Origin of the sequence: Tunturibacter empetritectus (genome assembly GCF_040358985.1) — a bacterium.
In the GTDB taxonomy this organism is placed as follows: Bacteria; Acidobacteriota; Terriglobia; order Terriglobales; family Acidobacteriaceae; genus Edaphobacter; species Edaphobacter empetritectus.
The window spans coordinates 4,080,883-4,105,334 of the sequence record NZ_CP132932.1; the positions used below are offsets into that span (position 1 = coordinate 4,080,883).

The window sequence follows — 24,452 nt, forward strand, 5'->3', positions numbered from 1 at the left end:
TCGATGCATTTAATCCTAGGGGGACGAGTGAAACTGAAAGTCATCGCAGCAGCCGTATTGGCGCTTGTAACTGCCGGAGCCAACGCACAGAACATCAACGGAGCCGGGGCGACCTTCCCCTATCCGATCTACTCCAAGTGGTTTAGCGAGTACAGCGCGCTGCACCCGGAAGTGAAGATCAACTACCAGTCCATCGGCTCCGGTGGCGGTATCCGCCAGGTCTCCGAAGGCACAGTGGACTTCGGCGCCAGCGATAGCCCTATGACCAACGATCAGCTTAGCGCGGCCAAGGTCAAGGTCATGCACATTCCTACCGTTCTGGGGGCCGTTGTTCCGGTGTACAACATTCCAGGCATCAACAAGGATCTGAACTTCTCAGGTGATGTAATTGCCGATATCTACCTCGGCAAGATCACGAAGTGGAACGATTCCCGCATCGCGAAAGACAACCCTGGCGCCAACCTGCCGGATAAGGCCATCCTTCCCGTTTACCGTTCGGACGGAAGCGGAACGACCTTCATCTTTACCGACTACCTCTCTAAAGTTTCGTCTGGCTGGAACTCCGGTCCTGGAAAGGGAGCCTCGATCAAGTGGCCTACGGGAATCGGGCAAAAGGGCAACGAAGGCGTCGCCGGCATGGTTCGTCAGTCGCCGTTCTCCTTCGGATATGTCGAGCTGATCTACGCCGAGACGAACAAGATGAGCTTCGGTGCGGTACGGAATGCCTCGGGCAAGTTCCTTAAGGCCTCCACCGGCGGAGTCACCGCTGCCGCCGCCGGTGCCGCTAAGACGATGCCCGCAGACTACCGCGTCTCCATCACCAACGCACCTGGAGCGGACGCCTACCCGATCTCCAGCTTTACCTGGCTGTTGATCCCGACTCACTCCACCGATCCGAACAAGGCAAAGGCGCTGGCTGACTTTTTAGGCTGGATGCTGGATCATGGCGAAACCGAAGCCGCTGCGCTGACCTATGCTCCGTTGCCCAAGCAAGTGCAGGATATGGTTCGCAAGAGCATCGCGAACGTAAAGTAGCTACTCTGCCGCACGGGTTTCACATTGAAGTCCGTGCGGCATCTTTTTCTTCGCAGCTCCAGGGCAGTAAGCTCGATACAATCGATCCGTAGAGTCAACCGTCAGGAAAATAGGATTGTGTCTTCTACCCGTATGACTCCCGAACGAGAATCCAGTTCTCCGTTGCCTGTGCCATCGCCTCTGCCACAGCCTCCTGTGGCATCTGCTCCGAACGCGACGCCGGCTCCGGTTGGTGTTGCTCCGTCTCCAATTCGAGATTTCCTCAGTAAGCGGGGAAGCGGCACCTTTGCTGATAACAGCTTCGCTGCGGTCATGCTTCTATGCGCCTGCAGCATCTTCGCGATTGTCCTCTTCATCTTCGTCATACTTGTAGTTCACTCCCGCTTGAGTCTCATCCAGTTCGGCTGGAAGTTCTTCACGCGTCAGGCATGGGATCCGGTCTCGGGCGACTTCGGCGCGCTGCCCTTCATCTATGGCACACTCGCCACTTCGCTGCTGGCTCTGTGCATGGCGGTCCCTCTGGCGCTTGGCGTAGCAATCTTTCTTACAGAACTGTGCCCGCGCGTGCTTCGCGCTCCGATCTCCTTCCTGACCGAGCTACTGGCGGCCATCCCCAGCGTCGTCTACGGTCTTTGGGCAGTCTTTGTACTTGTCCCGCTCATGCGCGACCTCATCGGCCCCTTTCTCTATAAGATTCTGGGCTGGACAGGCTTCTTCGAAGGCACTAACTTCGGCGTTGGTCTCCTAACCGCCAGCATGATCCTCGCCATCATGATCCTTCCGATCATCTCCTCACTAACCCGCGACATCATGAACGCAGTCCCCAATAGCCAGCGCGAAGCTGTCCTTGCGCTGGGAGCCACTCGGTGGGAGATGATTCGCATCGGCGTGCTGCGCAACTCCCGCATCGGCATCGTCGGAGCAATCATGCTGGGCCTCGGGCGCGCACTCGGAGAGACGATGGCCGTCACGATGGTCATCGGCAATCATCCCGATATCAGCAAGTCCCTCTTCGCTCCCGGCTACACGCTGGCCAGTGTCATCGCGAATGAGTTCTCGGAGGCCACCGGCGACCTCTACCTAAGCGCGCTCATCGAGATTGGTCTCGCCCTCTTCCTGGTTACCATCGTCGTTAACGCCATCGCACGCCTGATGGTTTGGGCAGTCACACGCAACGCACCGGCGCGGGTGAACTGACATGAGTAGTCAACCCCTGAGCAACCAGCCACGCCCCATGGACTTCGAATCGCCGTCCATGCGCAGGAATACGACACGGCGCACCGCCACCAACTACTTCGTCAGTGGTCTTTGCATCCTCGCGACCGTTCTGGTAATCCTCCCCCTGATCGCAATCCTCTTCTACCTCATCTACAAGGGCGCCAGCTCGCTGAATCTCGCGTTCTTTACCCATATTCCCGCCCCGGTGGGTGAGGCGGGCGGAGGTATGGCGAACTCCATCGTCGGTTCAGGCATCGTCCTCCTGCTTGCCAGTCTGATGGGTATCCCGATCGGCATCGCCGCCGGTGTCTACCTGGCGGAGTTTGGTCGCGGCAAAACCCTCGCCACTGCGGTTCGCTTCACCGCCGACGTGCTCAATGGCGTTCCATCGATCGTCATGGGCATCTCGATCTATTCGTTGATCGTCGTCCAGCAAAAACACTTCTCCGCTCTGGCTGGCGGAGTAGCTCTCGCGATCATGATGGTCCCAACCATCACACGCACCACCGAAGAGATGCTGGCCACGGTGCCGCACGCTATTCGCGAAGCAGCTCTTGGTCTCGGTGTCCCCAAATGGAGGACAGCGATCTCGGTCAGCCTGCGCACGGCTTCGCCCGGCATCATCACCGGCTGTATGCTGGCATTCGCCCGCGTTGCCGGAGAGACCGCTCCGCTGCTCTTCACCGCCTTCGGAAATCAGTTCTGGAACTTCAAGCTTAGCGAGCCCATCGCCGCCCTGCCGCTGCAGATTTACGTATACGCCATCTCGCCGTATGACGAGTGGCATCGTCTGGCCTGGGCCGGCTCGCTCGTTCTCATCATCTTAATTATGGTCTCAGTCACGCTCGTCCGCATCTTTGCCAACCGCGGCGTACTCAAGGGAGGAAGCTAGTGGGAGTCGGCATTTTAGTTGAGGATTTGAACGCGTGGTATGGAACAACCCACACCCTGCAGGACATCAACCTGCACATCCCGGCGAACCACGCCACCGCGCTCATCGGCCCTTCGGGCTGTGGCAAATCCACCTTCGTTCGCTGCCTCAACCGCATGCACGAGACTAACCCCATCGCCCGCGCCACCGGCATCGTCAAAATGGGCGACATCGACATCTACAACGATGCCTCGCCGGTAGAGATCCGCCGCCGCGTGGGAATGGTCTTTCAGCGCCCCAACCCCTTCCCGACCATGTCCATCTACGACAATGTCGTCAGCGGACTCAAGCTCAACGGTTTCCGCAACCGCCGCATCCTTGACGAGACGGTCGAGCGTTCACTCAAACAGGCCGCGCTCTGGGAAGAGGTCAAGGATGACCTCAAGAAGAAATCAGGAGCTTCGCTCTCCGGAGGTCAGCAACAGCGCATGTGTATCGCCCGTGCGCTCGCCGTCGATCCCGAGGTTCTGCTAATGGACGAGCCCGCCTCCGCGCTGGACCCCGTCTCTACCTCCAAGATCGAAGATCTCATCTTCCAGCTTAAGAGCCAGTACACCATCGTCATCGTGACGCACAACATGCAGCAAGCCGCCCGAGTTGCGGAGAACACCGGCTTCTTCCTCAATGGCAAGATGGTCGAGTTCGATTCCACCCATAAGATCTTCACCAATCCGCGCGACAAGCGAACGGAAGATTACATCACCGGGAGATTCGGCTGATGCGCGTCAAATTTCATCAGAGTCTCGACGACTTGAAAGAAAAGCTGCTTGTCATGGCGGGCATGGCGGAGCAGGCAATTCAGCGCTCTATCGAAGCCTACCGCACGCGCGACCTTTCGATCTGCGAACTGGTCTTCCGGGCCGAACCCTCCATCAATCGCCTCGAACGTGAGATCGATCAGATGGCGCTCGATCTGCTGGCTATGGAACAGCCAATGGCCATCGACCTTCGCTTCATCCTCTCCGTGATCAGGATCAACGCCGATCTCGAGCGCGTAGGCGACCAGGCGGTCAACATCGCCGTGCGCGTACGAGAGATGGGAGCCTTCGCCAACATCGATCTCCCTGTAGATATTCCTAAGCTTGCCTCGCTCTCTTCTGCGATGGTTCGCAAGTCCCTCCAGGCCTTTATCGAAGGCGACGCCGAACTGGCCGAATCAGTTCTGCGACTCGACGATCAGGTCGACGAGATGAATGATGCGGCCTTTTACGCGCTCAGCTCACTCATCAAGGAGAAGCCCGAACTTACACCGCAATCGCTCAACGCTCTGATCATCTCCCGCAACCTGGAACGCGTCGGAGATCACGCCACAAATATCGCAGAAGATGTCATCTTCTGGGTTCGAGGTGCGGATGTTCGTCATAACAGCACCGCACCGTAGGTTTCAGTGAAGGGACACCAAGTTTCATAAACTTCTATACCATCAGTCCGTCCCAGGTTCCCACCAGACGAGTTTTGGCAACATCGGGTAGTACAAGCCAACCCGCAGCCTTCCGTTCTCAACGCGGTCCCTCATCATCTGAGCATAAGCTTCCATCTGCTCCCCGTACTTCGTTCGCTCTTCAGCAAGAAACCCCTCCAGTCCTTCACGTCCGTGGGTTGCAGTTTTGTAGTCGATGATCCAAAGATAACTGGCTCCTGCCTGCATCGGTTGTGGCCCGCTATAAAACACTCGATCCAGCCGCACACTGCTGCGCACATCATGCCACGCGCTCAGAGAGAGTTCGTTCGACGCTTGTTTATGCTGGCTCAGCACCCATCGTCCTTCTTCGTCCTGCAGCATGTTGGTCAGCGCAGTCGTCACTCGTGGGACCAGCCGCTCGACCACGACCAGAGATAGCCCATCTCCCCGCAGCACCGACGCAATTCTAGGAGTCCATCCCGCCACTTCGTACAGTACGGCTGCAACCCCCACTCCCTCTGCCAGCCTTTTGGCTAGAACCTCGAGGAAAGCATGGACGGCATTGCCAATGGCACGAGCCTCGAAGGAACCCTCAGGTCTTTTAAAGAGTTTAGCTCCTGCTGCAATCGCATCCTCTCCTTGGGAGAGCTGTCGCTTCATCGAAAATCGCGACTCCGGCCTGAATTCCATCGGAAGGCGCTTAAGCATCGTGGGGCGTGTCGCTTCGTCGGCGCCCGCCGCGATCTCGCCGACAAAGCTCTCTTCTTCAGACTTGGGAAACATCATGGGCAATTGAATGAGCCTCTGCGAAGCCGGAACACCAGCCGTAAAGTGCCGCCCCACTGCGGGCCATGCCGTAGCTAGCAGACTCCCATATGGCCGCATAACCTCTCCCCTCGCCGTTGCTTCAGGAGATGCGAACAGATGCAGCTCCTCCCGCGCTCGCGTGCACGCAACATAGAAGACGCGCTTTCTCTCCGCAGCCTTCTTCGCTCTATCAATACCCCTCAACCAGAGATTCAGCGCCCTTGAACCTTCGCCGCGACCCGCGATCGGCGCGAGCATAATATGTGCCGCTTCCGCATCGGTGAAATCGATTTCGCTCCACGTCAGCAACCTTTCGCGATCTGCAGGATCCTTCTTCTGAAGCCCCGGTACCATCACAACATCCCATTCCAGGCCCTTTGACTTATGGATAGTCATCAAATCAACAGCCCAACCTCCGCTCGCCGGCTGAGCAAACAATTTATCGAGTCGACGTTTCAGCAGACTCATATCGATCGTGCCGCTGTCTCCTTCCATCTCATCTAGAAGCTGCAGATACCTTCGTGCATTGCCCAACTCCTCCGGCGTTAAAGACGCATCCCCGCCCAACGATCGCCACGTCCTCTCTACCCACTGGGCCGCGCTTAAACCCGACCGTTTCTCTTCTGCCGCCTGCAGCACTGGCCACACGCGCAGCACTATTGCGCGACTCTCTTCCTCCAGCAGTTCCAGCCTCTCTGCAATCACATCTCCCATGCATCGTTCTGCCCAGTCGGGATCATCCGCTCCAGTGAGCACGTGAAGATCGGCACGACCCAGGCCGCACCACGGAGCACGCAACACTGCGAGCCAAGCCACACGATCTGCCGGGTGCATCAAAGCTCTGGTCAGCGCAAAGAGATCGAGAACCTCCTGCCTCTCACCCAGTGCCTCTATATCCACCGCGCGAAACGGAATCGCCCCCTTCGATTTGTTCTTCAGCTCCGCAACGATATCCGTTAGCAAGTTGCGGCTCCGCACCAACACTGCCAGCTTCCACGGCTCGCTTCGTCCTGGAGGCAGCGGCCTGCGACGCCAATGTTCAACGATAGCCCGCACCTGCTCCGCCTCCAATTTGGCTTGCCGACATTTCGCTCGTTTCATCGCTTCAGTCGAAGTCTGCCAAGGCAGCACTCGGGCATGCCACATAAGATTCAGTGAGCCACTACGCGAAGAGCCACGTACAGCCTGAGCCTCAACATACGGCACGTCCTCAGGGTTCGTTGCGCTGATCGTCCGAGGAAACAGAAGAGAAAAATCATCGTTGAACGCGTCAACTAGAGTCTTCTGCGAACGGAAGTTTGCCGTCAACTGTAGTCTGCCAACGGGAAGATCCCCCAGAAACTCCGTCTGCATCGTCTTCACAAACCGCTCCACTCGCGCCTGCCGGAACAGGTAGATCGACTGCTTCGGATCGCCGACGAGAAATACCGTCTGGCCATGTCCGTCCCATCTCTGGGTGAGCAGTTGAATCAGTTCGTATTGGCCCGTAGACGTGTCCTGCATCTCATCAACTAGCAGATGCTGAAGGCTCATTCCCAATGCCCTGTTCAAATCCGCGACTGCGCCCTCCCGCTGTAATGCGACCCGCGCCAGCAGTCCAAGCTCGGCAAAATCGCACTCTTCGCGTCGCGCAAACACCAGCTGCAACTCAGCCAGCGCCCTGTTCAAAACTCGAAACAACGCCTTGGCCACGACCCACTGCTCCTGCGGGTACTCAATAGGCGGCAAACTCCTCACTCTCTTGATTGCCTCCAACACATCGTCGCGATCCCGCAGCTGTTCCACCAGAAGCCTCAACCGCTCAGCATGATGCCTTTCAATCTTGAAGCCGAGATGATTACGAGCCGCCGTCGCCCTCCACTTCGACTCCTGAGTCGTGAGGAGATGAATCAAAGCTCGCCAGTGTTCAAGGTCTTCAGCGATCTCCTGCGGCGTATTGTGCAGACCGGCGCACATAGCAATCGGTGATGGACTTCCTCGATAACCTTCCGCATGCCCCATCTCGCTCGCAAGGGAGGCTAGTTCCTGCAAAATATCCGCCGGAACGCTAAGAGACAGTCGCGTCAGCCCTTCACAGACAGCCTGCTCCAGCGCTAGCTCAAGCTTAGGCAACACCGTTTCATCCAGAAAAGTGTCATCCAGTTGTTGCGTCCCCAGCGGAACAAGTTCGCCCCACTGATTGCGCAACGGCAGCATCTCCATCAACAGCCGCTCGCAGTCGCGAAGGCTACCATCTCGATGCAACAACACGATGCGCAGCGCAGCATCCAGCTCCACATCGTCTCCACCAAGTTGCATCAAAGTCTCTCTCGCCGCTTCGCGATACATCAACATCCCATCTTCAACCGGTGTCTGTCGGCCTCCAGCGCCTGAGAGAACCGGCAACAATCGCGCCACTTCACCGCAAACCGAATCGATCGTGCGAATATTCAATCTTCGTGGATGTTGCAGCAACTCCCATCCCAAAATGCCATCGCGCCGGAGCACGCTCTCCGCCAAAGCACGAGTCTCACGATCAAAGTCCGAGTTACTCTTCAGAGGCTCGCCTCGGGCAGCGTTCTCCAGCTGACCAATCACGCGCTCCCGCATCTCCGCCGTGGCCTTTACTGTGAACGTAATGGCCAGGACCTGGCTGGGATCTTCGACACTCTCGTCAGCCAGCAGCTTTAGATAGCGTTGAATTAGCAGCCCGGTCTTGCCAGACCCCGCAGGCGCCTCGACGATCCACGACCGTCGAATATCAAGCGCTCGTTCACGCTCCTGCCAGTCCGGCGGCCGTGTACCGGACGTATCTAGTGGAGGGGTGTCGCTCTGTGGCACAATAAAAAGATCAGCCACGACCCACCTCTGCAGCAAAGCCGTCCTCCTGCTCTTCCTCCTCCTCCAGCAGCGAAACGTTAAGCCTGCACAAGATCCTCTGTCCGCAGTGTGCGCAGGTCCCCGGAAACGTCTTCGGACTCACGCGCGCCTCACCTGAGTGAAACTCCTCAGCCAGCTCCGCCAGCACCTCTCTCCATCGCTCCACCTGAGCTTCAAGTGTTGCAGCTTCTTTTAGCCTGGTTGGCTTGGGTAGCACTCCGTCACTCGCTGCGTACCCCTGCAGGCCACGGTCTTTACCAGCCTTGACGAGACCAAATGCGACACCTTGCAGCTGATCCGCCTGAGAAAGAATCGCATAGAGCGGAAGCTGTGGAGCGTTAGGCCTCTGCGTCAGCCAATCATTCGGCGAAGCAGAGCCTGTCTTGTAGTCGATCAGTACCTCGCCGCCTTCCACGACGTCAACCCGGTCCATACGCACACTCAGACGCAGCGGCCCGACGCGAACATCCTCGAACTCCTTCTCGCTGAGCTTCACCTCAAACGGCAGTCCTCGCTCCAGCTCCAGCTCAAGCCAACCGGATAGAAGTCTGCGCAACCTCTCGTTCTGCACCTCTACATAAGTCTTGTCCCAACCGGTCGCACTCGACTCTGTTGCCTTCCTCAACGCCTGGATGACACACCACGCCAGCGCCTCCTCACGTTCCTCCATCGTCATCGAACGCAGATTATCCTGTGTCTTTACCCCGTCCCAAAAAAGCTCGAGCGCCTTGTGTAGTGCTGTGCCGCTCTCTCTCGCGTCCATGCCTGGTTCAATCGACTCAATCTCTGCCGACCACAGACGCTTCTCCGCAAATGCACGAAAGCTACACGCCGCCTGCAGCTCTAAAACCTTGGCGCCACCGCGAATCACCCTGTCTGGCGGAGCCTGAACTTGAGCAGCGTCCGCAAAATCTGCTAACTCAACGATGGTCCGCTGTGATTCCTCCCCCACAAGCTCATCAGCCCTAGCCGCCTCCAGATTGAGTCCTGTCAACAGTGGGGATGGCCTCTGCTCTCCGTCAGGAGATTCCTTGGCATAGCTGAAAACAACACTACCGGCACTTGCCGCGATCCGTTCCGTGATCCTCTGTGCGCGTTCACTGTCGAGCGCAGGATCAGTTCCTGGCATCTTCAATTCACGCTGCAGATGCCAGGGCAGCAGGGAACTGCCAACCGCCCGCATCGGCCAGTCGAGATCGCCCGCGCGCAAGAACCATACTGCATCAACCGTGCTTCCCGCAGCCTCCAGCGGGGCCATCACCTGTACCGGCGCCCCTCGTGACTCCGGGGCAAACAACGTCAGCCGCGCAACCCCTTCGAGAGCCTCTAGTGCCTGTGCATAGTCCACGGGCACGCCGTCAAAGTCCAGCGTCGCTAGTTCATCCAGAGCACTCTCCCACTTGAGCCTCATCTGAAATTCGACGCTGGACTCCCCGCGCTCTGAGCCCCACGCCGCCGTTTCCAGAAGCTCCCGCATCTTCTCCGCCCACTCTGCATGAGAGCGTTCATCGAGCCCTTGCAATCGACCCGCAACCCGCTGCATCGCGCGCAATGTGGCGAGCACTTGCGGAAACTTCACCCTCCGCTTTGATCGATCCATCATCTCGACCAATTCACGCAGCGAGATCTCCGGCCGCAGCATCCGGGCCTTACGCAGCTCAAAGGCATCGAACTCCGCACGTGCATTCCGCTCTCCTCGGCTCATCGCGAAGTAAGGCGACAGCAGCAACGCACTCACTCTCTCCAGCGGCAACGGCTCGCTTGACCATCGCAGCAGATCAAACGCTGCAGCAACCAGGGGCGCCTCCCCCAACGTAGAACCAAGGGAAAACTCATAAGGTCCGACGTGATCGTCCGCACGAATGTCTTCAAGCTCTGGTGCCAGCACCTCACGAAATACGCGGTCAATCTCTCTGCGCTCACTCTCAAGTGCCGGCACAATCACAGCAACGGTTGTTCCTGTGTTCTCTTCGAGAAACCTCCGCACCCAGCGCGCCGCGAGAAACAGCTCCTCCTGACCATCCACCGCTTCCACCAGCAGACGTCTCTGTGCGGGGAGCTTCAGCCGCAGTTCCTCCACTTGTACTCCCGTCGAACGGAAAGCCTCCACCAATCGGCTTTGCGATGGAGTCATCTGATCGAATCCCACCAGCGCGATCCTGTCCGCTACGAGCCCCAAGAATACGCTTCTCGTACCCCCCCGTTCGACTTGTACCCGGAGCGCGTCTTCCAACTGGGCCCCTGTTATAAATTCCTCAGCCAAACAAAGCCGTTCAAACGTGCGTGACCATCGTTGGAACGATCGTGTATCTGAGTTGCCGATCGCCGCTTGCAGGCTCAATCGCCCATCGTAACTGCATATCAGTCGCCAAGCGTCCGCCGCCATAGCCGCCAGCGCATCCACAGTCCGCAAACTTGCGAGTTCCTCGTCAGCTTCGAGAATGGTTCGCCAAACCACCAGTTCCTGCGACCGATTCAACCTCATCGCAGTGACGCGGCCCTCCACCAACAGCCGCTGCCACATGTCGGCAAGCCACGTATCCCACGACATCACGGCTGCGGGTGACCAGCTCGCCAGACCCAACGCCCGGTTGCGCCGATCCCACTCCAGTCGAATGGCCCGCGCTGCCCGTTGATTGCTTGTTACGACAACTGAACCCTGCTTCAACGCCTCAGCAATCCCACCCGGCAGCAGCCCGCGACCATCCATCCTTTGGTTATACGCCCAACGCCGCAGGAAAAGCAGACTCCGAATTCAGTCCCCGACCAGCAGCCTCCGAGGTGTAAACAAACTCATCGCGAGCAGTCCCAGCGCGGCCGCAAAGGGCAATGCAAGCGCCAGTTGCAGCGATCCATTCCTCGTAGAAACTACTCCCATCATCCACGGCAGTGCCGCTGCCCCCAGCCCCGAAACTGCAACCACAATCCCCGCTTGCCGCGCCTTAGGCCGCTCTGCCATCAGCAGTGCGAAGGTAGCTGGAAAGAATGGCGCAAGACTAAACCCGAGAAGCACAGCAAAGATCGCAATCGTCCCCGCGGAATGTGCCATCGCCAGGGCCGCTGTGAATCCAGCAGCCAGTGTCAGGCTCCATCGCTGCATAGTCTTCTCTCCCACATGCATCAGTATCGCCGAAGCGCCCAGCCGCCCAAAGGTCAACGCCATCCAAAACAGCAGCGTCGTATACTCGCTCACCGCCAGCGTCTTATCCCCATAACGCAGCGCAAACGTCGTCAGCCATCCGCTTAAGCACGTCTCCAGTCCACCGTAAAGCACAAGCAACCCAGCGAAGTACAGATAGACTCGCCCCCTCAAACCAACCTGCAAACCAGCTTCTACCCGTGCAGCGTCGAAGCGGTCAACATCCGGGACCTCTCCGCCCATCTGCCTCCACAGCACCAACAGCCCAATCACAAACAGTCCAGCGAATCCTTCAAGCACTCTCTTCAAAGCAAAGTGCGGTAACAACCACGCCGCCAGCAGCGCAGACAGCATGGCTCCTAGGCTGAACGAAAAATTCAACAGTGACAGAGCAGAGCCGCGATGCGCCGTAAACCTGCGGCCAGCCAGGATGTTGATCGAAGTAATGATCTGTCCAAGCCCAAATCCGCCCACAAACAAACCTACGCAACCCAATGCCATCGACGGAGACAGCGCAAAGCCTCCGAACCCCACCGCGCCGGCTGCCAGTCCCACCAGCAGACTCCATCTCAGCCTCGGTGACACCGTCACTCCACCAAGAAAAGCGCCACAAAACGTCGCCATCATCAAAAGACCGCTCTGCGAGTCCACCATCTCCCACTGCTTGGCCAGCAAAGGAAGAATCGGCCCCAGCAGTGCGGTTCCAAGCCCGGTAAGCATCAGCCCAAAATGCATCAGCCCCAGAGAAGGCACCCCGTTCTTACTTCGCTCCATCAATGGCCCCCCTTGCGTAATCTCACCGTTCAGCCATTATCATTGACTCAGGAGTCTGCCCGTGCCCCGCAAGCCTTTATTTCTCCTCGCCTCTTTTGTTCTTCTCGCTGGCTGTCACCAAAACGCATCACCAATCCCATCCAGGTCAGCCTCAGCCGCAAATACATTCACAATTCGCGGCCAGGTCGTCTCCACCGATACCACGCGCATCACCCTCGACGGCGAACAGGTTCCCGGCTTCATGGAGGCGATGACCATGGACTATAAACTCGCTGACCCAAGTGTGGTAAGCGAGCTCCACCCCGGCGACCGCATCACCGCCAAGGTCCTCGCCGACAAGCAGGGCGACAGCTTCGAAAATGTTCGCCTCAAAGACATCGTCGTCATCGCGCAGGCCCGCCCTGACTACAAGCCTCCCGTCTCCTATCACGTTCCCACCACAGGCGATCTCGTACCCAACTTCAAACTCCTCAACCAGAGCGGCCAAACAATTCACCTCGACCAGTTCAAGGGTAAGGTCGTGTTGATGACCTTCATCTACACTCGTTGTCAGCTCGCAGATTTCTGCCCCCGCATGAGCCACAACTTCGCCAGCATCGACAAAGCTCTTGCAGCCAACCCAGCCCTCTACAAACAAACCCACCTCATCAGCGTCAGCTTCGACCCCACCTACGACACGCCAAAGGTTCTTCGGAGCTACGGCGGCGCCTACACCGGCAACTACACTAACGAAAAGTTTCTTCACTGGGACTTCGCCGCACCTCCAGAGAAAGAGTTGCCTGCAATGACACAATTTTTCAACGTAGGTGTCACCCCAGGCGACAGCAAATCCCTTACCCACTCTCTTTCTACAGTCCTCATCAATAAAGACGGCAAGATCGTCGACTGGTATCCCACCAACGAGTGGAAGCCAGAAGATGTATTAGCCGCAATCAAAAAGAGCGCCGCCTAACCTTCAGACAACGGAAGAAGCAGAATCTGTCATCTGATCACCTGTGCAGAACACGCACGGAGGTTACGATCAAAATGAAAATGAATCGACTTGCTATTCCAGCACTCGCTATTGCCCTTGTAACGCCAGGTATTGTGTTAGCTCAGCCATACGCTCCATCACCTCAGTCATACGGACAGGGACCAGGTGGCTGGGACGCTCCACCGCAGGAGTTCCGCGATATTCAACGTCAGGGCTTTCATGACGGCATCGAGGGAGCGCGCAAGGACTTTGACAATCACCGTCGCCCCGACGTAAATAACCGCGATGAGTACCGTCATCCCCACGTACCCTCCAGTGCGCGAGGTGACTATCGCGAGGGTTTCCGTCGCGGCTATGAGACTGCAATGTCGCACATGTCGAGCGGTCCAAGATAATTCGTGAGCCGATTTTTAGGATAAAAAAGGACAATGTCTCTTCGCGATAATACCCAGCTTTCGGACTGGGTATTTTTGCGATTATGCCCCTTTCCTGCCCTCTGCAGGCGGACGCCCAAGCCATTCAAGTATCCTGATTGTGGTTCTATCAAGGAGTTCCACCCTTATGGCAAAGCTCACCATCGCCTTTGGCATTCTGCTCATCTTGCTTGGCATCACCGGATACGTCACGACGGGTAGCTCTCACCCTACTGCCCTCATCCCTAGCGGAATCGGCATCTTCTTCGTCCTCTTTGGCGTCATGGCGAATACCGATGATTCCAAAAAACGCATGCTCTGGATGCACATCTCCGTCACCGTAGCCTTGCTGGTCTTTCTAGGAATGATTCCCTCGGCCATCGACACGCTCAAGCTCGCCCGCGGCGCCATATTTCCTCACCCCATCGCCGTCGAAGAGAAGGGCGCGCTCTGCTTATTCTGCTTGATCTATGTGCTGTTTTGCGTCCGTTCTTTCATCTCTGCCCGCCGCGCTCGACTCGCCTAGCTTCGGCTCCAGCGTAAACTCAACTTAGCCATGTCCTCTTCCTTCGGTCCATCCAGTTTTGGCGGCGGTATGAAAGCCGCAGACCGTCCCTCTCGCGGCACCGGCAGAGCCACAGCGGCCGACCTCACTGCCTCACGCCCCAAGCCCAAACTCACCAAGGTCATGCCGGAGGTATGGAAGCTCGTCAAGCCCCGCCGGTGGCTGCTCGGCGGCAGTTTCCTGCTGATGATCATCAACCGTCTCTGCAGCTTCGCTCTGCCGGTCTCCTCGCGCTACCTCATCAACAATGTGATGTACAAGCATCAGTTAAACCTGCTGCCGTGGATCATCGGAACCGTCGCCACCGCCACCTTCCTGCAGGGAGTCACCTCTTACACCCTCACCCAGCTCCTCTCCACCGCTGGCCAGCGGCTCATCTCCGAGCTTCGCACCCGCGTTCAACAACACATCGGCCGCTTGCCTGTAGCCTTCTATGACGAGAATCGAACCGGCACCCTGGTCGCCCGCATCATGACCGACGTCGAAGGCGTCCGCAATCTGGTCGGCACAGGGTTGCTCGAGTTCGTCGGCGGAATTATCACCGCAATCATCGCCTTCTGCATTCTGATTCGCATCAGCGGCCGCATGACTCTGCTCACCGTCTGCATCCTGCTCGTCTTTGGCCTCATCTTGCAGAAGGCCTTCAAAACCATCCGTCCCATCTTCCGCGAACGCTCCAAAATCAACGCCGAGGTCACTGGCCGTCTCACTGAATCGCTCGGCGGTGTCCGCGTCGTCAAGGGCTATCACGCCGAAGAGAGTGAAGCCCGTGTCTTTGCCCGCGGCGTAGAGCGGCTCCTCAAAAACGTAATTAGCTCCATCACCGCCCAGTCGCTGATGACCCTCTCCTCCACGATGGTGCTCGGAGTTGTCGGTGGTCTCATCATGTATCTCGGCGCGAAAGAGATCGCAGCCCACCGCCTCGATGTAGGCGGTTATGTGGAGTACACCATGCTGCTCGCCTTCATGGTGGCCCCTATCGTGCAACTTGTCTCCATCGGGACCCAGCTTACCGAAGCCCTCGCAGGCCTCGACCGTACCACCGAGATTCTGAACGAACGCGAAGAAGACAGCGAGCCCAATCGCACTGTCGCCATCAATCCCATCCACGGCGACGTAGCCTTTCAAGACGTAACCTTCGCCTACGAGACCGACAAGCCAGTCCTCCACGGCATCAGCTTCGAATCCAAACCCGGCACCGTCACCGCACTTGTAGGTTCTTCAGGCTCCGGCAAGTCCACCATCATCTCCCTCATCTGCGGCTTCCACAACGCCGTCGGCGGCCACGTACTCATCGACGGCATCGATCTCGCGACCATCCGGCTCAGCAGCTACCGCCAGCAACTCGGAGTCGTCCTGCAAGAGACCTTCCTCTTCGACGGCACCATCCGCGAGAACATTCTCTTCAGCCGCCCGCAGGCCACCGAAGAGCAACTGATGGAGGCCAGCCGCATAGCCCGGGTTGACGAGTTCGCCGAACGCTTTCCCGAGCAGTACGACACCATCGTCGGCGAACGCGGCGTCAAGCTCTCCGGCGGCCAGCGCCAGCGTATCTCCATCGCCCGCGCCATCCTCGCCGATCCGCGCATCCTCATCCTCGACGAAGCCACCAGTTCGCTCGACTCAGAGTCCGAAGCTCTCATCCAGAGTGGCCTCAACTTCCTTATGCAGGGCCGCACCACCTTCGTCATCGCGCACCGCCTCTCCACCATCCGCCGCGCCGACCAGATTCTCGTCATCGAGCAGGGAAGGATCGTCGAACGCGGTACCCACGACTCGCTCTATAAACTGCAAGGCCGCTACTACGACCTCTACACCCGCCAGCACGGCCTCGAAACAAATCTCTTTCTTGCGCCAGGAGAAGGCGACAAGATCGAAGACTCGGCGACTGTTAAGGTTTAGTTCGATGGGCCGACATCTAAAGTTGTAGTGGCACCTACTGGCGTCGCAGTTCTGATTAGGGCTTGCTTCTTCATCAGAACGACGCCAGCAATTGAAAGCAGCAGAAGCACGCCGGCGAGCGGAAAGAAAGCGTATCGGCTCTTAGCCCAAAGCAATGCTGGCAAGCCATTTGCAAATTTGTCTGTTACGGTTTCCATGGATCTCTCTGGAAGCTCCTGGTCGATGGTATCGACTGGTTGAGCCATCCAGCGCCGCGATAGAACAGTAGCCCGAACATTGGCGAACAAAAGCATCAAAACAATAAGCTGGATCAGCGGATTACCGAAACTGCCAAGCACCAGGCCTCCGACTAGGTTGGTTAAATAAAGAGCGAAAACCAGACCAGCAGCGGCAACACTTTGTTGTCGAACACCGCATCCGCCTAGAAAAAACACAACTGCAGTAAACAGGCCGGTAAGAGGCATGTGAAGAAGGGTCATCATGCCAAGCGATAACACCGCAACTACAGTGCAGACCCAAAATCCCTGTTGTCCAATCAAATCAACATCGTATTGGCTCTCGATCGCAGGCCAGAAAAGACGCTTAAAGAGATTGTCCGTTGGTTGTGGTTGAGACGAAAGCCCAAGTGTTTGCATCCGACGATTTAAATGGATGTTTATACGTTTGTCCATTATTTTTAACGGCTAAAATAAGTTACCTCATGTTCGCTAGTCAAGAAGCAGATTGCAATTCCAATGTTCTTCAAATAGTCATCGCTCACGTTCCATGCGAACGCGATCTGTACACTGATGAGATGGTGCACATTGCAAATCGCGATCGAACGCGAATAGCCAAATTGGAAACATTGGAGTATCGATGTCGATTGCTGAAACAGCAATGAACGTGCAGGAGCAGTTCGGCCAGATTGATATCTACGTCTTCGACCAGATTCTGCGAGGGAACATCACTCCCGATATGCGCGTCCTTGACGCCGGCTGTGGCTACGGCAGAAATCTCGTGCACCTTCTACGAGAGGGTTGCGAGATCTTCGCGATAGACGCAAACACAGAAGGAGTAGCGCACGTCCGAGCGCTTGCAGCAGAACTAGCCCCAACCCTGCCGTCAACCAACTTTCAAGTGGGAAACCTCGAACAAATAAACCTGCCACATAACTTTGCAGACGTGGTGATCTGCAGCTCAGTGCTGCACTTCGCGCACGACGAATCTCATTTCCTCGCAATGCTCGAAGAGCTATGGCGAGTTCTGCGCCCAGGAGGTATGCTCTTCTGCCGTCTGGGTTCGCGCATCGGCATGGACTTCGAACAGGTGCGACCCAACATCTATCGCATCAACGACGGATCGGAGTGGTTCCTGGTCGACGAGGCCATGCTGATGCAGTTGACCCAGCAGTTGGATGCCGTCATGGTGGACCAGCTGAAGACAACAATCGTGCAGGACTATCGATGCATGACAACCTGGGTGCTGCGCAAGCGTTCCAATCGGTCTGACGGAAGAGGCGGACCCTAGTCCGCCGCTCCAAGTTCGGTCAGCAAAAACGCATAGTCGAACGCAATCTCTTTCAGATAGTCGTACCGCCCCGAAGCACCACCATGTCCGGCATCCATATTGATGTGCAGCAGTAGTGGAGCATCGTTCGTCTTCAGCGTGCGCAGTTTAGCCACATACTTCGCCGGCTCCCAGTACATCACCTGGGAGTCGTTCAGGCTCGTCTTCACCAGCAAGGCCGGATACTCTCCGGCCTTGAGGTTGTCATACGGCGAGTAAGACCGCATGTACTCAAAAGCCTCCGCCTCGTTCGGATTCCCCCACTCCTCATACTCCGCCACAGTCAGTGGCAAACTCGCGTCAAGCATCGTGTTCAGCACATCCACAAACGGAACGTGCGACAGAACCACCCGAAACAACTCTGGCCGCTCATTGACCACCGCACCCATCAACAACCCACCCGCACTCCCACCCTCAATTGCAACCCGATCCCTGGCCCCGTACCCCTTCGCGACCAACTGCTCAGTCACCGCGATGAAGTCGCTGAACGTATTGCGTTTCACCATCATCTTGCCGGCATCGTGCCACAAATCTCCCATCTCGCCACCACCACGAATGTGCGCATAAGCGATCACCACACCTCGATCCAGCAGCGACAACCGCGACGAGCTGAACCCGATGGGAAGCGGATATCCATATGAGCCATACCCATAAACATAAACAGGGTTAGTAGAGTTTCGCGTAAAAGAATCACGTCGATAAACAACAGAAACCGGAATCTTCACCCCGTCAGAAGTCTCAACCCAGACTCGCTCCGAAGCATAACGAGACGAATCGAAGCCGCCCGGAACCTCCTGCTGCTTCAAAAGCTGCGACGTCCCCAACCGCAGGTCATACTCGTAAATTGAAGCAGGCGACACCAGCGATGTATAGCTATACCGAAGCTTCTCTGTTGCAAACTCCGGATTCATATTCGTCGCGGCAGCATAAACCGGCTCTGGAAATGCGATCTCTCGCGATAGGCCGACTCCCTTTGCCATGCCGAATTCGATGACCGTAAGGGTAGGAAGACCAAGTCTGCGCCGCGAACAAACGCAAAACGAATCGAAGACATCGAAGTCTTCAAGCGGCGCGTCTGCTTGTAACGGAATCAACTCCTCCCAGAAATCTCGTTCTGGCGTCTCCACTCTGGTCGTCACCACACGAAAGCTTTTACCCACATCGTTCGTTCGAATGTAGAACAAGCCCTTGCGATGATCGACCGCGTACTCCTGCTCATCGACGCGTGGCGCAATCATCTGAAACTCGCCTTCAGGAGTCTTCGCAGAGAGAAAACGGCACTCGCTAGTTGTATGGCTCCCCGCCTCCATCAGCAGGTACTCGTTGTCACGAGTCTTGCCCACTCCCACGTTGAAGCGTTCATCTTTCTCTTCGTAGATCAAAACATCGCTCTCTGAGGAGTCGCCCAGACGATGCCGAAAGAGATGATCATGCCGCTTCGTCACCTCATCCTCAGTCGTGTAGAAGAGTGTGTGCGAGTCTGCGGCCCACGCGATCGAGCCCACCCGTTCTGCACTGTCCGGTAAGTCCAGGCCGGTCTTCAGATCGCGTACATGCAGCGTGTACTGTCGAAAGCCCGTGTTATCGGTGGAGTAGGCAAGTTTCGTATCGTCGATGCTTACTGACAGCGCGCCCAATGCCATAAACGACTGGCCCTCTGCAAGTTGGTTCACATCCAGCAGAATCTCTTCCGGCTGCGACTCGTCATACGCTGCTCCCACAGCCAGTCGTCGGCAGTGAATCGGGTACTGTTTCCCCTCCACAGTACGGACATAGTAGAACCAGCCCCGATTTCGATAGGGAACGGAAACATCCGTCTCTTTGATATGCGACAGCATCTCGTCGTACAGCTTCTTCTGCAGACCCTCGGTTCCCGCCATCACGGAGAGTGTATAAGCGTTCTCCGCCTTAAGATGAGCCAGCACCTCGGGCGAAGACTTATCCCTCATCCACCGGTAGTTATCTTCAAGTGTCTGTCCATGCAGCGTTGTGGGCGTAGGTTCCTGGCGAGCCTGGGGTGGCAGGATGATGCTTTGCGTCATTAGTTTGAAGCTCCCTGCACAGGATACAGCGTCCTTCGCGCTTCGAGAGGCAACCATAAGTTGGCCGAATACACCCAACAAGCATGGTCATCTGCGGCATGACCGAAACAAGTCGTCCGCAACTGGAGCATAATCATGAAACTAAGTTCAGCTTGCAGCCAAATCCCTCAAATCCTGATCCTCTGTACAGCAATTCTCGTCCCCGCATCTGTTCTGGCTCAGTCTGACCCTATGTCTCCCCCAGCCTCGCAGACGCAGCCCAATCGAGCGCAGCAAGTCCCCGCCTCTGCCACCTCCATGCAGGATTCCGCCGCCAACTCCGGAGACACCGCTCAGAACATGAAAGATAAAATGTTCCTTCGTAAAGCCGCGCAAGGAGGCATGGCTGAAGTGAAACTTGGCCAACTCGCGGCTCAAAAGGGAAGCAGCGACGAGGTCAAAGCCTTTGGCCAGAAGATGGTCGACGACCACACCAAACTCAACAACGACATGGCCCCAATCGCGGACTCCATGGGCGTGCGCCTGCCAACAAATCTCAACAAGGAAGATCAGGCCGAGTACGACAAACTCAACGGACTCTCAGGCAACGACTTCAATACGGAGTACTTGTCCTTTATGGTGAAGGACCATCACAAGGACCTGCACGAGTTCCGCCAGGAGGCAGCCAGCACAACCGATCCGACCCTTCAGACCGCGGTCAACAACGCAACGAAGGTTATTCATGAACACAGCATGATGGTCGATAAGCTCGCTCGCGACAAAGGCGTTACCATGCCGCAACACGGCGCCAAATCAGCTAGTCCTACCATGTAACGTCTGTTCTTCGGTTCTGGTGGTCGAGGGTGCCATGTGCACCCTCTTTTTTCGCGCAAGTAACTCAATTGTTATTCCACACTCATCAACGGCAGAAACCATCAGGGGGTAGAATGGCCATCGATGAACTATCTTTCGCGATGGCTGGCCGTCGTCCTCCTGATCTTCGCGCCCTCGCTTGTGGTGACAGCGGAGTCGGTGGCTACGCTCCCGGCGCCCACCGGCTATGTCAGCGACTTCGCCGGCGTCCTCTCTCCCTCGACCAAATCCAGCCTCGAAAACCTCTGCACCCAGGTTGACCGCCAGGCCCATGCGCAGATCGCGGTCGTTACCGTCAAAACCCTCGACGGCGACCAGTCGATCGAAGAGTTTGCCACGTCGCTTGAAGATAAATGGAAGGTTGGCGCAAAGGGAACTGACCGGGGTGTCCTGGTGCTCTTCTCAACCAACACCCCAAGGCGCTACCGCATAGAGGTCGGCTACGGTTTGGAGGGCATTCTCAACGACGCCAAAGTGGGCGACATTGGCCGTTCGATGGTTCCCGCGGCCAGTCAGGGCGACTTTAATACAGCCATCCCACTCGGCGTAACGCAGATCGCCCGAATCATCGCGACCGATGCAGGAGTCACCCTCAACCTCGACCAGCCGGTTCATCAATACCACCGCCAGCAGGAGCCCGTTCAACTGAGCCTCACAGAGGTCGTGATCGGTGGAGGAGTGATCCTGCTGATCCTCTTCTTCCTTGTCAAAACTGGGAACACCGGCCTTATCTTTTTTCTCCTGGGAAATCTGATGGGAGGCGGGGGAGGTGGTTTCGGCGGGGGCGGACGTGGGCGCGATGACGACCGTGGAGGCGGTTTTGGCGGCTTCGGAGGCGGAAGTTCAGGAGGCGGCGGTGCCAGCGGAGACTTTTGAAGACCTGAAAATCATCAGGTTGCTGCAAAGGTAAACAAAGAAATACGGTTACAGTGATACAGTACAGCCGGAGACACCACCTGTCGGGACATCGAAACTTCAGACGAAGGGAATTGAGGAAACATGAAATCTTTATGGGTTGTGCTGGGTGTTGTAGCTCTTCTCATCGTCGTTCTCCTTTTTGTAGGAGGCAGCTACATCGGCGCCAAGAACACGCTGGTGCAGAAGAATGAATCCGTCAACCAGGCGTTCTCACAGGTCAACGTCGTACAGCAGCGACGTCTTGACCTTATTCCTAATCTAGTCGCCTCGGTGAAGGGGTATGTCGCCGAAGAATCAACAATTTTGACCAACATTGCCAACGCCCGCGCCGGTGTCCTCGCAGCAGGCAGCGACCACTCCGCCAACATTAACGCCAACGCCAAGCTGGACGTGGCCCTTGGCCCGTTCTTCCGTCTGCAGGAGCAGTATCCCAACCTCAAGGGGAACGAGCAGTTCACCCGACTCACTGACGAACTGTCTGGAACGGAGAATCGTATCGCCGTCGAACGTCAGCGGTACAACAAGACCCTTGAGGATTACAATGTTTACGTCCGGCAGTTTCCTCAAAGCATCTGGGCCAACATCGCTGGCTTTCATTACCGCGACGAGTACTTCAAGGGCAACCCAGAGAACGGTGTGGCGCCGAAGGTCGACTTCTCAAAGTAGACGAAGCGAACTGACCTGGCCCAATAAAAAAGCCGTCGCATTTAGCGGCGGCTTTTTTATTGCCCTGTTTTTTTTATTTGATGAACGAAGAGATCGCGGTCGCCTCATCGTCCTTGACGTCGAAGACGGTGTAAAGCTTGGTGATCTGCAGCAGATCGTGAACCTTCTTCGTCAGGTTCAGCAGCTTCAGCTCGCCACCACTGTTCTTGACGGTGGTAAAGGCGCTGACCAGCTCGCCGATGCCCGAGCTATCGATGTAGCTGATGTCGCCAAGGTTGAGCAGAATCTTATTGGAACCCTTCGCCAGAACATCGCGCACGGCGTCGCGGATCGTCACACTGCCTTCGCCAAGAGTGATGCGGCCGCTAAGATCCAGAATGGTGATTCCATCCACCTGGCGAGTTTTTACTTTCATGCTCATGTCTAGTGTTCTCCTTAGGTCCCCGACTGCGCGGGTGTTCGATGCTTGATAAGTGTCAGTTCCGTGCCCGGATGTAACTGCCGAAAGTTTACCTCATCCATGAAAGCCTTGATGAGAAAGATACCGCGACCAGAGCCGCGGAGGATATTTTCCGGCGCCAGCGGGTCGGGAATCTTGTCTGGATCAAGCCCAGGGCCCTGGTCAGAAATCCTGATAATCAGCGAGTCGGACGTCGTCTCGAACGAAGCAACCACGTGTTTGTTGGTGTCGTACGAGTTCCCGTGCAGCACCGCATTCACTGCGGCCTCGCGCACCGCCATGGCGATGTGGGGAACCGTGTCTTCATCGAACCCCGCCTTTTCGGCGAACTGCTCTCCGATCTGCTCGATCTTATTAACGCTGTCGAGAGACGAGTCCAATGTGTAGCTGGCGCGCATAGTCGTTGAATCGGCCAAAGCAGTCCTTGCAGTGCTGGTATGCCAGTCGTCAACGTCAGACAACAGCGATGATGGCAGTTTGCTTGTGGATTTCTTGAATGTCAAGGTTACCCGTCCTTCTTCTGCAATTTCAGACTCTTTTTTGGCCCCAGGGGTTGACCAGACCGGCTCTTTCCTGCAACTTGTCGTGCTCAAGGTGGGCTAACATGCGATTACAGGTTATGTTGGAGAACGCAGACCCGTTATGACCAGGCACGCCAATCAAAGGACCAGCGTCTCAGCCCTCATGGGATCGGCCGTCGCCGACGCCCAGGGAGCCACCTTGGGCCACGTGCGAGAGCTGGCCGTGGCGCCTTCGGTCGATGCGGCTCATATCCACGGGGTCGTCCTCAAATTGGCCTCCTCCAAGCGAACCGATAAGCCCTCCCTGGTCCTGATCTCCCAACTCGAACTCAGCCCCGATGGCACCATGCAGCTCCGCGAGTCCGCGCAACCCACTCCACTGCCTGAAGATGAGAGCTTTCTCCTCCTCGAGCGCGATCTGCTCGATCAGCAGATCATCGACGTGCATGGCCACAAGGTCGTCCGCGTCAACGACGTCGATCTGGTGTGGGAGAACTGCCAGGAAGACCTTCCCGACCTCTCGCTGCGTATCGCCGAGGTCGAAGTCGGCATGCGCGGAGCCGTCCGGCGCCTCCTCAAAGGTCTGCCTTCAACCTCGGTCGACCGCATCTCCTCCCGCTTTGGCGCCAGCGTCATCCCATGGGACTTCGTCGACCTCATCGACCGCGACCCCGCCCGCCGCGTCCGCCTCAAGATCGAGCAGGATCGCCTCTCGAAGATGCATCCGTCTGACATCGCGGACATCCTAGAAGAGCTGGCCCCCGCCGAGCGCCACGCTCTCTTTGTCTCCCTCGACGAGGAGGTTGCAGCCGAGGCCCTCGAGGAGGTCAAGCCCAAGATGCAGCAGGCGTTGATAGAGTCGCTCGACTCGGAGCAAATCGCAGGAATCGTCGAAGAGATGGACCCCGGCGCCGCCGCCGACCTTCTCTCCGAGCTCACCGACGAGCGCTCCGAAGCCATCCTCGAGGAGATGGACCCAGAGGAGCGCCAGGAGGTCGAAGACCTCCTCGAGTTCGCCGGCAACTCCGCTGCTGGCCGAATGACGACCGAGTACATTGCCTTGCCCTCCGCAGCACTCGTCGATCACGCAATCGGCGCACTGCGCGACTACGAAGGCGATATCGACATGATCACCGACATCTATCTGCTCGACGAAGACGAGAAGATCATCGCACTGGTTCCGCTGGTCCAGCTCTTGCTCGCGGCGCCCGGCACGCCCCTGACCAATATGCCGCACAGTCATCTCGTCACGTGCAACGTAGATGCCAACGGCCGCAAGGTAGCCGAGCTGTTCGACAAGTACAACCTGCGCTCACTTCCGGTAATCGATAACGAAAAGCATCTCACCGGCGTCATTCACGCCGAACAGGTGATTGCCCTCTTGCGGGCGAGCCGCTAAAACAGACATCGTGTAAAAGGAAACGCAGCAT

21 protein-coding genes are annotated in these 24,452 nt (G+C 57.0%); 13 read left to right on the top strand and 8 right to left on the bottom strand.

The window, feature by feature from the left end; genetic code table 11:
• Positions 1–27: 27 nt before the first annotated feature.
• The 5 genes from pstS (at position 28) to phoU (ending at position 4,565) form a co-directional block, all read left to right on the top strand.
• On the top strand, positions 28–1,035 hold the full coding sequence (pstS, locus tag RBB75_RS17005; protein WP_179637860.1) for a phosphate ABC transporter substrate-binding protein PstS: 1,008 nt from the start codon (positions 28–30) through the stop codon (positions 1,033–1,035).
• Between the two features lie 117 nt (positions 1,036–1,152).
• Positions 1,153–2,232 (top strand): phosphate ABC transporter permease subunit PstC, encoded by a 1,080-nt coding sequence (pstC, locus tag RBB75_RS17010; RefSeq protein WP_434557141.1) that lies wholly within the window; start codon positions 1,153–1,155, stop codon positions 2,230–2,232.
• 1 nt (position 2,233) lies between these two features.
• Positions 2,234–3,145, top strand: coding sequence for a phosphate ABC transporter permease PstA (pstA, locus tag RBB75_RS17015; RefSeq protein ID WP_353068747.1), 912 nt, complete (start codon positions 2,234–2,236; stop codon positions 3,143–3,145).
• Complete coding sequence (gene pstB / locus RBB75_RS17020; protein WP_179637861.1) at positions 3,145–3,903, top strand: phosphate ABC transporter ATP-binding protein PstB; 759 nt, start codon at positions 3,145–3,147, stop codon at positions 3,901–3,903. Before pstA ends, pstB begins: the two co-directional genes overlap by 1 nt.
• Positions 3,903–4,565, top strand: a complete 663-nt coding sequence (gene phoU / locus RBB75_RS17025; RefSeq protein WP_179637862.1) for a phosphate signaling complex protein PhoU — start codon at positions 3,903–3,905, stop codon at positions 4,563–4,565. Before pstB ends, phoU begins: the two co-directional genes overlap by 1 nt.
• 42 nt (positions 4,566–4,607) lie before the next feature.
• Here phoU and RBB75_RS17030 read toward each other — a convergent pair whose 3' ends face one another.
• The 3 genes from RBB75_RS17030 to RBB75_RS17040 are packed head-to-tail and all read right to left on the bottom strand — an operon-like array spanning position 4,608 to position 12,165.
• Entirely contained in the window at positions 4,608–8,231 is a 3,624-nt protein-coding gene (locus RBB75_RS17030) for a UvrD-helicase domain-containing protein (protein WP_353068748.1), read from the bottom strand.
• Entirely contained in the window at positions 8,224–10,962 is a 2,739-nt protein-coding gene (locus RBB75_RS17035; RefSeq protein WP_353068749.1) for a PD-(D/E)XK nuclease family protein, read from the bottom strand. The genes RBB75_RS17030 and RBB75_RS17035 overlap by 8 nt, the downstream gene beginning before the upstream one ends.
• A gap of 45 nt (positions 10,963–11,007) precedes the next feature.
• Positions 11,008–12,165: an MFS transporter gene (locus tag RBB75_RS17040; RefSeq protein ID WP_353068750.1), complete on the bottom strand. Its 1,158-nt coding sequence runs from the start codon at positions 12,163–12,165 to the stop codon at positions 11,008–11,010.
• A gap of 61 nt (positions 12,166–12,226) precedes the next feature.
• On the opposite strand from RBB75_RS17040, the gene RBB75_RS17045 reads away from it, so the two are divergent.
• Positions 12,227–13,117, top strand: a complete 891-nt coding sequence (locus tag RBB75_RS17045; protein ID WP_179637865.1) for an SCO family protein — start codon at positions 12,227–12,229, stop codon at positions 13,115–13,117.
• A 167-nt stretch (positions 13,118–13,284) separates the two neighbouring features.
• Here the strand turns inward: RBB75_RS17045 and RBB75_RS17050 are convergent, their stop codons facing one another.
• A complete protein-coding gene (locus RBB75_RS17050; protein WP_179637866.1) occupies positions 13,285–13,437 on the bottom strand; it encodes a hypothetical protein in 153 nt (50 codons plus the stop codon).
• Positions 13,438–13,699: 262 nt separating this feature from the next.
• On the opposite strand from RBB75_RS17050, the gene RBB75_RS17055 reads away from it, so the two are divergent.
• Positions 13,700–14,077 carry a hypothetical protein gene (locus RBB75_RS17055; RefSeq protein WP_353068751.1) on the top strand — a complete coding sequence of 126 codons (378 nt, stop codon included), beginning with the start codon at positions 13,700–13,702 and terminating at the stop codon, positions 14,075–14,077.
• Positions 14,078–14,146: 69 nt separating this feature from the next.
• Positions 14,147–16,018, top strand: a complete 1,872-nt coding sequence (locus RBB75_RS17060) for an ABC transporter ATP-binding protein (protein ID WP_373563133.1) — start codon at positions 14,147–14,149, stop codon at positions 16,016–16,018.
• Here the strand turns inward: RBB75_RS17060 and RBB75_RS17065 are convergent.
• Complete coding sequence (locus tag RBB75_RS17065) at positions 16,015–16,689, bottom strand: hypothetical protein (RefSeq protein ID WP_353068752.1); 675 nt, start codon at positions 16,687–16,689, stop codon at positions 16,015–16,017. The genes RBB75_RS17060 and RBB75_RS17065 overlap by 4 nt on opposite strands.
• Positions 16,690–16,873: 184 nt before the next feature.
• On the opposite strand from RBB75_RS17065, the gene RBB75_RS17070 reads away from it, so the two are divergent.
• Positions 16,874–17,524 carry a class I SAM-dependent methyltransferase gene (locus RBB75_RS17070; protein ID WP_353068753.1) on the top strand — a complete coding sequence of 217 codons (651 nt, stop codon included), beginning with the start codon at positions 16,874–16,876 and terminating at the stop codon, positions 17,522–17,524.
• Here the strand turns inward: RBB75_RS17070 and RBB75_RS17075 are convergent.
• The gene (locus tag RBB75_RS17075) at positions 17,521–19,605 is read right to left on the bottom strand and encodes a S9 family peptidase (RefSeq protein ID WP_353068754.1); all 2,085 of its coding nucleotides are present in this window, start codon (positions 19,603–19,605) and stop codon (positions 17,521–17,523) included. The genes RBB75_RS17070 and RBB75_RS17075 overlap by 4 nt on opposite strands.
• A 135-nt stretch (positions 19,606–19,740) precedes the next feature.
• Between RBB75_RS17075 and RBB75_RS17080 the strand changes: the two genes are divergently transcribed.
• From RBB75_RS17080 to RBB75_RS17090, 3 genes are all read left to right on the top strand, one after another.
• Positions 19,741–20,418, top strand: coding sequence for a DUF4142 domain-containing protein (locus RBB75_RS17080; RefSeq protein ID WP_353068755.1), 678 nt, complete (start codon positions 19,741–19,743; stop codon positions 20,416–20,418).
• A gap of 123 nt (positions 20,419–20,541) precedes the next feature.
• Positions 20,542–21,333 (top strand): TPM domain-containing protein, encoded by a 792-nt coding sequence (locus tag RBB75_RS17085; protein ID WP_353068756.1) that lies wholly within the window; start codon positions 20,542–20,544, stop codon positions 21,331–21,333.
• Positions 21,334–21,456: 123 nt separating this feature from the next.
• Positions 21,457–22,041: a LemA family protein gene (locus RBB75_RS17090; protein WP_179637873.1), complete on the top strand. Its 585-nt coding sequence runs from the start codon at positions 21,457–21,459 to the stop codon at positions 22,039–22,041.
• 73 nt (positions 22,042–22,114) lie between these two features.
• Here the strand turns inward: RBB75_RS17090 and RBB75_RS17095 are convergent, their stop codons facing one another.
• Together RBB75_RS17095 and RBB75_RS17100 are read right to left on the bottom strand one after the other, a co-directional pair.
• On the bottom strand, positions 22,115–22,462 hold the full coding sequence (locus RBB75_RS17095) for an STAS domain-containing protein (RefSeq protein WP_179637874.1): 348 nt from the start codon (positions 22,460–22,462) through the stop codon (positions 22,115–22,117).
• Between the two features lie 14 nt (positions 22,463–22,476).
• A complete protein-coding gene (locus RBB75_RS17100) occupies positions 22,477–22,917 on the bottom strand; it encodes an ATP-binding protein (protein WP_353068757.1) in 441 nt (146 codons plus the stop codon).
• A 226-nt stretch (positions 22,918–23,143) separates the two neighbouring features.
• Between RBB75_RS17100 and RBB75_RS17105 the strand changes: the two genes are divergently transcribed.
• Positions 23,144–24,421 carry a magnesium transporter MgtE N-terminal domain-containing protein gene (locus RBB75_RS17105; RefSeq protein ID WP_353068758.1) on the top strand — a complete coding sequence of 426 codons (1,278 nt, stop codon included), beginning with the start codon at positions 23,144–23,146 and terminating at the stop codon, positions 24,419–24,421.
• Positions 24,422–24,452 lie beyond the last annotated feature (31 nt).